This is a genomic window from Sphingomonas sp. Leaf30 (assembly GCF_001422525.1).
Classification (GTDB): domain Bacteria; phylum Pseudomonadota; class Alphaproteobacteria; order Sphingomonadales; family Sphingomonadaceae; genus Sphingomonas; species Sphingomonas aerolata.
Map to the genome: position 1 here is coordinate 465,289 of NZ_LMKZ01000001.1, position 12,926 is coordinate 478,214.

Genomic DNA, 12,926 nt, shown 5'->3' on the forward strand with positions numbered 1-12,926 from the left:
GGTGCTGGCGGGATCGATCAACAAGGAAATCGTCGGCTGGATCGGCCAGGCGGGCGGCCGCGCGGTCGGGATTTCGGGGAAGGACGCCGGCCTCGTCCTCGCGCAGAAGGTCGGGCACGGGCGCGAGCCCGACAAGCTGCAGGGGATCGAGCGGCATGTCGACCTGGGGTTCGTCGGCGAGCCGATCGCGGTCGACCGGACGATCCTCGACACGCTGATCGCCGCGGACATCATCCCGGTGATCGCGCCGATCGGGATCGGTGCGGACGGCCACACCTACAATATCAACGCCGACACGATGGCGGGCGCGATCGCCGCGGCGATGGGCGCGGCGCGGTTCTTCCTGCTGACCGACGTGGTCGGCGTGCTCGACAAGCAGGGCGAGCTGCTGACCGATCTGGATCCGGCGAAGATCGCCGAGCTGCGCGCCGACGGGACGATCACGGGGGGGATGATCCCCAAGCTCGAGACCTGCGTCGCGGCGGTCGGATCGGGCGTCGACGCGGCGGTGATCATCGACGGGCGCGTGCCGCATGCGATGCTGCTGGAGATTTTCACGCGGCAGGGGGCGGGGACGCTGGTGAGTGCGCGGGGTGGGGCGCGGTAGGGGGCTTTCTGCCGTCATCCCGGGCTTGACCTGGGATCCAGGGTCACGGGCCGTGGTGCTGCTTGGCTCTGGATCCTGACTTTCGTCAGGATGACGGAGTTGGGGCAGGGGGACGCTCTTCTTTCGTCAGGATGACGGGTGGGGGTTGTTTGGGGCGGGCGGGGTTCTCGTTGTCGGTCCGCTGCCTTATATAAGGCATACACCAGCGGAGACCCTTGCCTTGCTCGCCCTTCTTCAGATCGTCCAGTTGCTGCTCAACCTCGTCTGGTGGGTCATCATGATCCAGGCGGTGATGTCGTGGCTCATCGCGTTCAACATCATCAACACGCAGAGCAATGTCGTCCGGTCGGTATGGGAGGCGCTGCAGCGGATCACCGAGCCGCTCTATCGGCCGATCCGGCGGATTCTGCCCGATTTCGGCACGCTCGACCTGTCGCCGCTCGTCGTGCTGCTGATCCTGTACATCCTGACCAACATCGTCGTGCCCAACATTGCGCAGAGCCTGCTCGCCCCCGGGCTGTGAACGAACCGGCCGCCTGGCGTGCGGTGGACGGCGGTCTGGCGATCGCGGTCCGCGTGACGCCGCGCGGCGGGCGGGATGCGCTGGCGGCGGGGACGCCGGAGCATCTGGCCGCGAGACTGGCGGCGGCGCCGGTCGATGGCGCCGCGAATGCCGCGCTGATCGCGCTGGTCGCCAAGAGCTTCGGCGTGCCCAAGCGCGCGGTCAGGATCGTCGCGGGCGAGACCGCGCGGCTGAAACGCCTGCATGTCGCGGGCGACACGCCTGCGCTGGCGGAAATCGCCGCCGCGCTTTAGGACGGCGGGCATGAGTGCGACCATCATCGACGGCAAGGCCTTCGCCGCCGGCCTCCGGGCCCGTATCGCCACCGGCGTCACCGCCTTTGCCGCAGTGGCGGGCCGCGCGCCCGGGCTCGCGGTCGTGCTGGTCGGCGAGGACCCTGCGTCCAACGTCTATGTCCGATCGAAGGGCAAGGCGACGCGCGAGGCGGGGATGGTGAGCGTCGAGCACCGGCTGCCCGCCGATGTCGGGGCCGAGGCGCTGCTCGCGCTGGTCGCGGACCTGAACGCCGATCCGACGATCGACGGGATCCTCGTCCAGCTGCCGCTGCCAAAGCATATCGACGAGCAGGCGGTGATCGCGGCGATCGATCCCGACAAGGATGTCGACGGCTTCCACCCGATCAATGCGGGGCGGCTGGCGACGGGTTCGGCGGGGTTCGTGCCGTGCACGCCGCTCGGCTGCGTGATGCTGCTGAAAAGCGTCGTGCCGAACCTGAGCGGGATGGAGGCGGTGGTCGTCGGCCGGTCGAACATCGTCGGCAAGCCGATGGCGCAATTGCTGCTGCGCGAGAGCTGCACGGTGACCGTGGTGCACAGCCGGACGCGCGACGTGCGCGCGCATGTCGGCGCCGCGGACATCGTCGTCGCCGCGGTCGGGATTCCCGAGATGATCAAGGGTGACTGGCTGAAGCCCGGCGCGACCGTGATCGACGTCGGCATCAACCGGACCGAGGCCGGGCTGGTCGGCGATGTCGAGTTTGCGAGCGCGGCCGGCGTTGCGGGCGCGATCACGCCGGTGCCCGGCGGCGTCGGGCCGATGACGATCGCGTGCCTGTTGCGCAATACGCTGGTGTCCGCCGGGCGGCGCGAAGGTGTCGCGATCGACGAGGCGGCGCTCGACCGGGCCGGCGCATGATCGAGCTCTATATCTCGTCGCTGATCACCTTCTTCGTTGTGATCGATCCGCCGGGCTGCGCGCCGATCTATGCCGGGCTGTCGGCGAGCGCGTCGGCGGCGCAGAAGCGCGCGATGGCGTTCCGCGCGGTCGGCGTGTCGGCGGCGATCCTGTTCGTGTTCGCGCTGTTCGGCGAGGCGTTACTCAAGGGGCTGGGGATCAGCCTGGCGAGCTTCCGGATCGCGGGCGGGATCATGCTGTTCCTGATCGCGCTGGAAATGGTGTTCGAAAAGCGCACCGAACGCCGCGAGGATCGCGCCGCCAAGGTCGCGAGCGATCCCGAAGCCGACGACGTGTCGATCTTCCCGATGGCGATGCCGATGATCGCCGGGCCGGGTTCGATCGCGTCGGTGATGCTGCTGATGAGCCGCAACAGCGGGATCGAGCGCTCGGCGGTGGTGCTGGCGGCGATGGTGACGATCCTGTTGCTGACTCTGGTCGCGCTGCTCGCGGCGGGGCCGATCATGCGGATCCTGGGGGCGAAGATCGAGGCGGTGATCACGCGGCTGCTCGGCGTGCTGCTGGCGGCGCTGGCGGTGCAGTTCGTGCTGGATGGGTTGTCGGTGGTGTTGCGGTAGGTTGGGGTCGGCGTGCGCGGTGCGCCGATTGCCGTCATCCTGACGAAAGTCAGGATCCAGAGCCAAAACCGATACCGCGCGTAACTCTGGATCCTGACTTTCGTCAGGATGACGGGGGGAGGTGAGGAGACGGTGTGCCCACCCCCTGCTACGTCATCCCCGCGGAGGCGGGGATCCATCGTCTATGCAGTTGTTGATGACTCGCAGCCTTTGCCAGTCTGGATCCCCGCCTTCGCGGGGATGACGGTTGGGGGCGGGGTCAGTCGACCTTGAAGAGTCGCAGCGGGGATTTGGCCGGGAGGGGGAGCGGGGTGAGCCAGGCCGGGACCTTGTTCTTTGCCATCTGCGCGTAGAAGCCGTTGGGGCTGCGGGCCTTGTAGTTGGTCGATTCGGCGGCGTTGGGGCAGAGCAGCAACAGGGTCGCGCCGTGGCGCTTGATGATCGCGTGGGCTTCGTCGGGGGTGCGGCCGAAGGCGTGCTGGACGTCGAGGATCGCGGCGCCGTTGCGGTGATAGGGGCCGGCGATCGCATTGTGGTGCGTGATCGTGATCAGCCGCGGGCCCATGTCGACGAAGGTGAAGATCGTCTGCGCGGGGTATTTGTTCAGCGCGAGGAGGACGGTGGTGCGCAGGCAGTTGCCGGTCGCCATGTTGACGCGTTTTTCATAGCCCTTGGGCTTGCCCACGGGGACGTACTTCAGCGCGATGCCGACGAAGAAGCCCGAGACGATCACCAGCGCGCCCGCGGTGCCGAGCACGCGCACCAGCATCGAGCGGTGGCCGAGCAGCCGGGGGACGATCGCCCACGCAAGCGCGACGCCGCCGGGGACCGCGAGCATCTGCGCGGCGGGACCCGCGCGGACCTGCCACAACAGCATCAGGACGGCGAAGGTGGTGAACAGCGCGACCGCGACCCAGCCGATCGCGCTCGGGCGGCGGCGTGCGCGCCATGCGGCGAACAGCGCGCCGAGCAGGCCGATCACCGGCAGCGTCGCGATCGCGACGCCGGTGCGCCAGCTGTGCTTGTAGATCGGTTTCGCCTCACGGACATTGTTCAGCCAGTTGCGCTGAAGCTCGGGCGAGACGCCCTCGGGCCGGGCGAGGCATTGCGGGAACATCAGCGCGAAGCCGATCACGATCGCCGCGCCCGCCGCGACCGCGAGCGCGAGCCGCACCCCGCGCGATGCCGGGCCGAAGCGCGCGAGCAGGAAGAGGAGCATTCCGGCCGCGATCATCACGCTGAGCCAGACGGGCGTCAGCGCGTCGCAGCGCATCGCCTGGTTCGCGTTCGAGGCGAAGAGCGCGAAACCGAGCGTGCTGCCGCCACCCAAGGTCAGCGCATAGACCGCGAGCCGCGGCGCCTCGGCGCGGTCCCAGACCCAGCGCAGGGCGATGATCGCGCCGGCCATCGCGGCATAGGGGAGGAGTTCGAGCCCGATCGACAGCGACACCGCGCTGGCGATCCCGACCAGCGCGCCGCCGCGTCTCGCGCGCGGGTCGCACAGGCCGGCGAGCGTGAGGCTGAGCATCGCGAGCTGCCAGCCGTGATGGTCGATGCGTTCGGGCATGTACATCAGCATCGTCGCGGTTGCGCCGACGAGGAACAGGATCGCGAGCGGCCAGGCGAGCGGGTGGATCAGCCGCCGCACGGTCGCGCCGATGCCGAGCATCGCGATCGACAGCGGCAGCAAGGGCGCGATCCCGCAGGCGAGCCGTTCGGCCCAGCTGTTGCTGGTGAACAGGCGGAAGAACAGGATCAGCCCGGCGATCGGCAGGTCGACGATCCGGCTCCAGTGGATGTCGAAGCCCGCGGGCGGGTTCATCCGGTACTGGCGCAGATCGTACCAGCCCTGGCCGTCCAGCCACGCGCGGACCTGCATCAGGCGCATATTGTCGTCGGTATCGCCGAGCGACAGCCAGCGGACCTGACCCCAGCGGTCGGCCAGCGACCAGGCGGCGACGCCGAGCCATGCCAGCAGCGTCAACGCGACCCAGTGGCGATCGAGCAGGTCGCGCCCCCGCTGCCATGGGGACTGGTGGGGCTGATCCAAAACGCTTTCCTCCTGACCGCGCGCGGACTAATGCGCGGGGCGTGACGTTGAGCGCCGCTGTATCGACGCGCGTGTAAAGAACAAGGCGGGCATGCAGGCGATCAGGCGACAGATGGACCAGATGCGGGCGAGCGGCGTGCTCGGCCAGCTCTTCCGCTTCGGGATTGCGGGCGGGCTGTCGAGCGTGATCTATTCGCTCGTCTATCTGCCGCTGACCAAGTTCGTGTTTCCGCCCGAGCAGGCGGTCGCGGCGGTGCCGTTCGCCTTTGCGGTGGCGGTGACCGCGGGCTATTTCCTGCACAGCCGGTGGAGCTTCAAGGGGCATGCCGCCGAGCCGGGCGGGGCGAAGCACGTCAAGTTCGTGCTGGTGCAGGGCACGGGGCTCGCGCTCAACGCGCTGATCACCTGGGTCGGGACCGCGTTCCTCCATCTGCATCCGTGGGTGCCGCTCGTCCCCGCGGTGTTCCTTGCCGCGATCGTGACGTTCGTGCTCAACCGCTTCTGGGTATTCTCTTGATTATGGCCGATTGCTGATGGACCGCATCGTTTACGACCGGATGGCCGCGCATGATTCCACGCATTGGTGGTACCGCGCGCGCCGCGACATCCTGGCGGATTATCTGACACGCTATGGCGGCCTGCCGGCGGATGCGAAGATCCTCGAGATCGGCTGCGGGACCGGGCACAACCTGCCGATGCTGGCGGGGTTCGGCGAGATCGACGCGATCGAGATCGACCCGGCGGCGCGCGAGATCGCGAGCGCACGGCTCGGCAAGCCGGTCGGGGCGGCGCCGCTCCCCGAGCTGCCGGGGGTGCCGCGCGGGCATTACGACCTGATCGCGGTGCTCGACGTGGTCGAGCATATCGCGGACGACGTCGCGGCGCTGAAGGCGATGGCGCAGTGCCTCGCGCCCGGTGGCAAGATCCTGATCGCGGTCCCGGCCCACCAGTGGCTGTGGAGCGCGCACGACACGGTCAACCATCACCATCGCCGCTATTCGAAGGCGACGCTGAAGACGGCGATCGCGGCGGCGGGGCTGAAGCCCGACAAGCTCGGCTATTTCAATTCGCTGCTGTTCCCGCTGGCGGCGGCGGCGCGGATCGCCGGGCGGCTGTCAGGCCGCGACGACAGCGACGATTCGCCGCCCGCCAAGCCGCTGAATGCGCTGTTCGAGCGGATCTTCCGGCTAGAGCGGCATCTGGTCGGGCGCGTGCCGATGACGCCGGGGGTTTCGATCGTGACGCTGGCGGTGCCTGGGTAGGGGGTGAGGCTTCGACTTCGCTCAGCACGAACGGGGGTGTGGGGCGGTGGAGCGGTTGGGTGTGGTTCGCACGATCCCTCTGCGATCCCTCCCCGGCGTAGGCCGGGGTCCAGTTGGGGGACGGTGCTGACGGGCGCTGCGCTTTATTACTCTGGCTTTCCCAGCTGGGCCCCGGCCTTCGCTGGGGTGGGGGCTCATGTGTAGGGTGCGTGCCGGGGGGTGCTTCGGCTTCGCTCAGCACGAACGGGGGGTGGGGGCGGTGCTGCGGTTGGGTGGGTTTCGCCCGTGACGTCTCTCCAATTCCTCCCCGGCGGAGGCCGGGGTCCAGTTGGGGGACCGTTGTGACGGCGGTTGCGCTTCGTTACTCTGGCCTTCGCAGCTGGGCCCCGGCCTTCGCCGGGGTGGGGGCTCAGGTATGGGGTGCGTGCCGGGGGGTGCTTCGGCTTCGCTCGGCACGAACGGGGGGCTTTGCGAGCCGGTGCTTGCGGGGTGGGGCCCCACCCCAACCCCTCCCCTGAAGGGGAGGGGCTTTTTTAAGTAACGGGGGTTTCGGTCGGTTCGGCGCGGAAGCCTAGGGTGGCTTTGCCCTGGATGGGGCCGGCGATGTCGGCGACGATGTAGAGGGGGCGGCGCTTGGATTCGACGTAGAGCCGGCCGAGATATTCGCCGATCATGCCGAGCACGAACATCTGCACCGCGCCGAGGAAAACCGTCACCAGCATCGTCGAGGTCCAGCCCTGCACCGCGCTGCCCGAGAGCCAGCCGATCGCGATGTAGACGAACAGCAGCAGCGAGACGCCGGTGAGCGCGAGGCCGGCATGGCTGGCGAAGCGCAACGGGGCGGTCGAGAAGCCGGTGACCGCGTCGAAGGCGAGGCGCATCATCTTGGCGAGCGGATAATTGGTCTCGCCCGCATGCCGCTCGGCGCGGTCATAGGCGAAGGGGACCTGGCGGAAACCGATCCAGGCGACCATGCCGCGGATGAAGCGCGCCTGTTCGGGTAGCGACAGGAACGCGTCGAGCGCGCGCCGGCTCATCAGCCGGAAATCGCCGGTGTCGACCGGGATCGGCGTGTCGGTCATCTTGGTCAGCAGGCGGTAGAAGGCGGCGGCGGTGGCCTTCTTGAACACCGTCTCGCCCGCGCGCTGGCGACGGACCGCGTAGACGACGTCGGCCTGCTGCTCGGCCATCGCGGCGCGCATCTGGGGGAGAAGCTCGGGGGGATCCTGGAGATCGGCGTCGATGATCAGGATCTGCTCGCCCGCGCACAGGTCGAGCCCGGCGGTGAGCGCGAGCTGATGCCCGTGGTTGCGCGACAGGTTGATCGCGACGAGCCGGGGATCGGCGGCGGCGAGACGCTGCATCACCGACCAGCTGTCGTCGCGCGAGCCGTCGTTGATCAGTACGATCTCGTAATCCTCACCGACCGCGCTCTGCGCCGCGCCCGATATGCGCGCGTGGAGGAGGTCGAGGCAGGCGGCCTCGTTGTAGCAGGGGACGACGACGGAGAGCGCGGGACGGTGCATCCCCGCTCTCTAGCCGCCCCCGCGCGCGGCGTCATCGTTTGTTCTTGGGGGAGGATTAAGCGTCAGGCCTTGGCCAGCGCGGTGGCGCGGGCTTCGACGAGGCGTTCGAGGATCGTGAGGGGGACGGCGCCGTCGCGCAGCACTTCGTGGAACTGCTTCACGTCGAACCTGTCGCCCAGGATCTTCTTCGCGGTGTCGCGGGCGCGGAGCCAGCTGATGTGGCCGAGTTTGTAGCTGCAGGCCTGGCCCGGCATCGTGCAGTAGCGCTCGATCTCGCGCTGCGAACGGGGGCGGGCGAAGCCGACGGTGTCGACGAAATAGTCGGTCGCCTGTTCGCGCGTCCAGCGCTTGGCGTGGATGCCGGTGTCGGCGACGAGGCGCGCGGCGCGGAAGAGGAAGGACTGGAGATAGCCTGCGCGTTCGATCGGGCCGGCATAGCCGCCAAGCTCGTCGGCGAGCTGTTCGGCGTAGAGCGCCCAGCCCTCGACATAGGCGCCGAAGAACGAGAATTTGCGCAGCAGCGGCGTGTCGAGCCCGGCGACGAGGCTGAGCTGGAGATGATGCCCCGGCACGCCCTCGTGATAGGTGAGCGAGGGCAAAGTGTATTTGGGCCAGTCGGCGACGCTTTTCAGGTTGATGAAGTAGATGGCGGGCCGCGACCCGTCGAGCGCGGCGAGCCGGTAATAGCCGTTCGAGGCGCCGTCCTGGATATCGGTCGGGACCGCGCGGATCTGGAGCGGGGCGGACGGCGGGTTTATGAACGCCTGGGGGAGCTTGGCCTGCATCGCGGCGAGCCCGGTGTTGAGCCCGGCGATGAGGTCGGTGCGGCCGGCGGGCGTGTCGGGATAGAGCTGTGCCGGGGTGGCGTTGAAGGCGGCGAGGCGTGCGCCGATGCTGCCCTTGGTCAGGCCTTGCGCCTTGAGGATGGTGTCGAGTTCGGCGCCGATCTGCGCGACCTGGTCGAGGCCGAGCTTGTGGACCTCGTCGGGGGTGAAGTTGGTGGTGGTCGCCTGGGCGAGCGCGGCGGCGTAGATCGCGTCGCCGCCGGGGACCGCCCAGAGCCCGGCCTCGGCGCGGGCCGTGGTGCGGAGCTGCTTGACCAGCGCGATCTGGCGGTCGAGCGCGGGATAGACCTTGTCCGTCACGAGCGCGGTGGCGCGGCGGTCCCAGTCGCCGGTCAGCCCGGCGGCTTTGGTGCGCGTCGCGACCGAGGTGACGAGGCCGCTTTGCGCGGGCGCGGGGGCGCGCAGCGCCGCCATCTGGCCGAGCGCGAGGTCGAGCGAGAAGCCGGGGGCGACGAGGCCGCGTTTCGCACGCTCGGCCTGCGTCGCGGTGTCGCCGTCGAGCGCGGTCGCGAAGGCGTCGAGGCGCGCGCAATAGGCGTCGGCGTCGGCGGCGGTCTTGATCGTGTGCGCGCTGTCGAGGAAGTCGGGGACGTCGAAATAGGCGCCGTCCTGCTGGCTGATGACATAGGGGTTGGTGGGGGAGCCGAGCCCGAATTTTTCGGCGGCGGTGCGCTGCTGGTTTTGCGAATAGAGCACGACCTCGCGGTTGAGGCGGCCGGCGTCGGAGAGCATGGCGGGGGGCACGGCCTCGATCTGCGCGATCGTGCGGGTGGTGCGCGCGAGGTTCGCCCTGACCGCGCCGGGGGTGTAATCGCCGAGCCGGCTTTTCAGCGCGGCGTTCGCGCCCTTGTCGAGCCCGAGCTGCGTGGCGAATTCGGGGGCGTATTTGAGGTTCGCGTCGAAGATCGAGGTGAGGAGCGCGTCGAGCTTCGCGTCGCCGGGGGTGGCGCCGGCGGCGAGGGCGGCGCGGGGGAGGAGGGCGAGCGTGGCGAGCATGCTCGCGGACGAGAGGAAGGCGCGACGGTTCATGTGATGGGTCCCCCGGGGTGTTGGGGTGGATAGTAGCCGGGGAATTGTGCGGGGCAAGCGCGGGGGGCGTGGGAGTGACGGGGCGTGTCCTGCCGCGTCGTCATCCCCGCGGAGGCGGGGATCCATAGTCTATGCGGTTGGTGATGGATCGCCGGCGGTAGCCAGTCTGGATCCCCGCCTGCGCGGGGATGACGGGGGAGGGGTGGCTCTCCCCTTTCGTCATCCTGGGCTCGACCCAGGATCCAGGGTTACGGGCGTCGCGCTGCTTGGCTCTGGATCCTGACTTTCGTCAGGATGACGGTGGGGTGGGGGGCACGTTCGCGCGCTTCGTCGGCGGGGGCGGGGTGAGGGAGTGTCTGCCCGCGCCGTCATCCCCGCGGAGGCGGGGATCCATAGGCTATGCGGTTGGTGATGGATCGCCGGCGGTCGCCAGTCTGGATCCCCGCCTCCGCGGGGTTGACGGCGAGGGGGTCGGGGACTGGGGTGAGGACGGCGGGGGGCGGGCCGCTTTCCCTTACACGCGTTCGACGGTGTTGACGGCGTCGGCGGCGCGGAGGCCGGCCATGAGGCGCATGAGTTGCTGGATGTCGTGGACCTCGACGTCGATCTCGTTGGTGTGGAAGCTGGTGTCGCGCGTGTCGAGGCGGAGGTTGATGATGTTGGCCATGTGCGTGCCGATGATCGACGCGACCACGCCGAGCGAGCCGGGCTCGTTCTTGACCATCACCGAGATGCGCGCGACCGCGCCTTCGGTCTTTTCGCCCCAGGCGACGTCGACCCAGTCGGTCTCGTTCTCGGTCCGTTCGGCGAGTTCGGCGAGCACGCGGCAGTCGATCGCATGGACCTCGATCCCCGCATCGGGACGGCGCAGCCCGACGATGCGGTCGCCCGGCACCGGGTGGCAGCAGGTGGCGAGGTCATAGGCGACGCCCGGCGTCAGCCCCTTGATCGAGATCGCGCTCGACTGCGGCGCGACCGCATGGCCGAGATCGGCGCCGGTCGAGCCCGGCATCAGCGCCTCCATCACCTGTTCGTCGGACACGGTGCGGCGCGCGATCGCGACCATCAGCGCGCCCTCGTCGGCGAATTTGAGCCGCTTGAGCGCGGGCTCGGTCGCGTCGGGGCCGATCGGCGCGGGAAGGCGCGAGGCGATGTCGTCGAACAGCGTGCGGCCGAGCGCCTCCTGCTCGACGCGCTCCTTGTGGCGCAGATGGCGGCGGATCGCGGCGAGCGCCTTGCCGGTGGTCGCGACGTTGAGCCAGTGCGGTTGCGGCGACTGGCCCTTCGAACGCAGGATCTGCACCTGGTTGCCGTTTTCGATCACGGTCGAGAGCGGCACGACGCGGCCGTCGATCTTCGCGCCGACCGCCTGGTCGCCGAGATCGGTGTGGACCGCATAGGCGAAGTCGATCGGCGTCGCGCCCTTGGGCAGCTGGATCAGCTCGCCCTTGGGGGTGAAGGCGAAGATGCGGTCGGCGTACATCGCCATCCGGGTGTGTTCGAGCAGCTCCTCGGGGCTTTCGGCGGTGTCGAGGATCTCGACCAGGTCGCGGATCCAGCTGACCTGATGCTCGCCGCCGCCGATCGTCTGGCCGCCGCTCTTCTGCTTGTACGCCCAGTGCGCGGCGAGGCCGAATTCGGCCTGGGCGTGCATCGCCTCGGTCCGGATCTGGATCTCGATACGCGCATTGTCGGCATGGATCACGCTGGTGTGGAGCGAGCGATAGCCGTTGCGCTTGGGCGTCGAGATGTAATCCTTGAACCGGCCGGGCACCATCGGCCAGCGCTGGTGGATGATGCCGAGCGCGGCGTAGCAGTCCGCCTCGGTCGGGACGATCGCGCGGAACGCCATCACGTCGGACAATTGCTCGAAATTGATGTGCCGTTCGGACATCTTGCGGAAGATCGAATAGGGATGCTTCTCGCGCCCCGCGACCTCCGCCTCGATGCCGGCGCGCGACAGCACGAGTTTGAGCCCCGAGGCGATCTTGGCGATGCGGTTGCCGTCGCCGTCCTTCAGCTGCTCGAGCCGGCGGTTGATCGATTCGGAGGCCTCGGGTTCGATCTGTTCGAAGGCGAGCGTCTGCATCTCGCGCATGAACTCGTACATGCCGATCCGCTCGGCGAGCGGCGCGTAGATGTCCATCGTCTCCTTGGCGATGCGACGGCGCTTCTCGGGCTTGGCGATGTGATGCAGCGTGCGCATGTTGTGCAGCCGGTCGGCGAGTTTCACCAGCAGCACGCGGATGTCGTCGGACATGGCGAGCAGGAACTTGCGCAGGTTTTCGGCGGCGCGCTCGTTCTCGGTCTGCGCCTCGATCTTGCTGAGCTTGGTGACGCCGTCGACGAGCCGCGCGACCGACGGGCCGAACAGCCGCGTGATCTCCTCGGGTGTGGCGACGGTATCCTCGATGGTGTCGTGGAGGATCGCGGTGGCGATCGTCTCGTCATCGAGATGCAGATCGGTGAGGATGCCCGCCACCTCGATCGGATGGCTGAAATAGGGATCGCCGCTCGCACGCTTCTGCGACCCGTGCGCCTGCATCGAAAACACATAGGCGCGGTTCAGCAGGGCCTCGTCGGCATCGGGATCGTAATCGAGGACTCGATCGACGAGTTCATATTGGCGCAACACGGAACATAGATGGGGCCGCAGCGTGTTGCTTTGCAACCAAAAGCGTCCGGTCACCGTGATAGACGCACTCGATGAGCGCATCGCGCGGCGGAATGCGATAGGCTAGACCGGGGTCGGGGGGAGCCGGGACGATGGGGATTTCGGGGGGGATTTCGCGGGGAACTTCGCGGGGAATTTCGCGGGGGATTTTGCGCGAGCCGCTGCGGGAATGCAGCCTGCCGGCGGCGCTCGAGGCGATGGGGGAGCGCTGGTCGTTCCTGATCCTGCGCGCGGCGTTCAACGGGCTGCATCATTTCGAGGAATTCCAGGCCGAGCTGGGCATCGCGCGCAACATCCTGGCGAACCGGCTCGCGCGGCTGGTCGAGCACGGGATCCTCGCGCGGCGGCCCTTGCCCGAGGATCGCCGCAAGATCGCCTATGCCCTGACCGAAAAGGGTTTCGCACTGCTGCCGACGATGATCGCGCTCCGGCAATGGGGCGAGCGGTGGGAGACGCGGATCCCGGCCTTCCCGATCCTGGTCGACGCGCGCGACCGGCAGCCGATCGAACAGGTCGCGGTGCGCGCGCATGACGGCCGCGTGCTGGGCCGGGGCGAGCTGATCTGGGCGCTGCCGGGGGAGATCGGCGCGACGGACTGA

Annotated in this window: 12 protein-coding genes; 8 read left to right on the forward strand and 4 right to left on the reverse strand. The window is 68.7% G+C overall.

What is annotated here, in order from left to right; translation table 11 throughout:
* The 5 genes from argB to ASE89_RS02280 form a co-directional block, all read left to right on the forward strand.
* The coding region (gene argB / locus ASE89_RS20950; protein WP_201781518.1) for an acetylglutamate kinase at nt 1-607 on the forward strand (607 nt) is incomplete at its 5' end.
* Nucleotides 608-827: 220 nt separating this feature from the next.
* The gene (locus tag ASE89_RS02265; RefSeq protein ID WP_031395935.1) at nt 828-1,130 is read left to right on the forward strand and encodes a YggT family protein; all 303 of its coding nucleotides are present in this window, start codon (nt 828-830) and stop codon (nt 1,128-1,130) included.
* A complete protein-coding gene (locus ASE89_RS20130) occupies nt 1,127-1,423 on the forward strand; it encodes a DUF167 domain-containing protein (RefSeq protein WP_056673637.1) in 297 nt (98 codons plus the stop codon). The genes ASE89_RS02265 and ASE89_RS20130 overlap by 4 nt, the downstream gene beginning before the upstream one ends.
* Nucleotides 1,424-1,433: 10 nt before the next feature.
* Nucleotides 1,434-2,324, forward strand: a complete 891-nt coding sequence (gene folD / locus ASE89_RS02275) for a bifunctional methylenetetrahydrofolate dehydrogenase/methenyltetrahydrofolate cyclohydrolase FolD (protein ID WP_056673639.1) — start codon at nt 1,434-1,436, stop codon at nt 2,322-2,324.
* Entirely contained in the window at nt 2,321-2,941 is a 621-nt protein-coding gene (locus ASE89_RS02280) for a MarC family protein (protein ID WP_031440980.1), read from the forward strand. The genes folD and ASE89_RS02280 overlap by 4 nt, the downstream gene beginning before the upstream one ends.
* A gap of 259 nt (nt 2,942-3,200) precedes the next feature.
* Here the strand turns inward: ASE89_RS02280 and ASE89_RS02285 are convergent, their stop codons facing one another.
* On the reverse strand, nt 3,201-4,991 hold the full coding sequence (locus ASE89_RS02285) for a hypothetical protein (protein ID WP_056673642.1): 1,791 nt from the start codon (nt 4,989-4,991) through the stop codon (nt 3,201-3,203).
* Nucleotides 4,992-5,103: 112 nt separating this feature from the next.
* Here ASE89_RS02285 and ASE89_RS02290 point away from each other — a divergent pair, with 112 nt between their 5' ends.
* Nucleotides 5,104-5,508 carry a GtrA family protein gene (locus ASE89_RS02290; RefSeq protein WP_236701591.1) on the forward strand — a complete coding sequence of 135 codons (405 nt, stop codon included), beginning with the start codon at nt 5,104-5,106 and terminating at the stop codon, nt 5,506-5,508.
* A gap of 16 nt (nt 5,509-5,524) precedes the next feature.
* Nucleotides 5,525-6,253, forward strand: a complete 729-nt coding sequence (locus ASE89_RS02295) for a class I SAM-dependent methyltransferase (RefSeq protein ID WP_056406929.1) — start codon at nt 5,525-5,527, stop codon at nt 6,251-6,253.
* 533 nt (nt 6,254-6,786) lie between these two features.
* Here the strand turns inward: ASE89_RS02295 and ASE89_RS02300 are convergent.
* The 3 genes from ASE89_RS02300 to ASE89_RS02310 form a co-directional block, all read right to left on the reverse strand.
* Entirely contained in the window at nt 6,787-7,779 is a 993-nt protein-coding gene (locus tag ASE89_RS02300) for a glycosyltransferase family 2 protein (RefSeq protein ID WP_056673644.1), read from the reverse strand.
* A gap of 62 nt (nt 7,780-7,841) precedes the next feature.
* Nucleotides 7,842-9,653 carry a DUF885 domain-containing protein gene (locus ASE89_RS02305; protein ID WP_056673647.1) on the reverse strand — a complete coding sequence of 604 codons (1,812 nt, stop codon included), beginning with the start codon at nt 9,651-9,653 and terminating at the stop codon, nt 7,842-7,844.
* Nucleotides 9,654-10,167: 514 nt separating this feature from the next.
* Nucleotides 10,168-12,288, reverse strand: coding sequence for a RelA/SpoT family protein (locus ASE89_RS02310; RefSeq protein ID WP_031394869.1), 2,121 nt, complete (start codon nt 12,286-12,288; stop codon nt 10,168-10,170).
* A 236-nt stretch (nt 12,289-12,524) separates the two neighbouring features.
* Here ASE89_RS02310 and ASE89_RS02315 point away from each other — a divergent pair, with 236 nt between their 5' ends.
* Entirely contained in the window at nt 12,525-12,926 is a 402-nt protein-coding gene (locus tag ASE89_RS02315; protein WP_236701641.1) for a winged helix-turn-helix transcriptional regulator, read from the forward strand.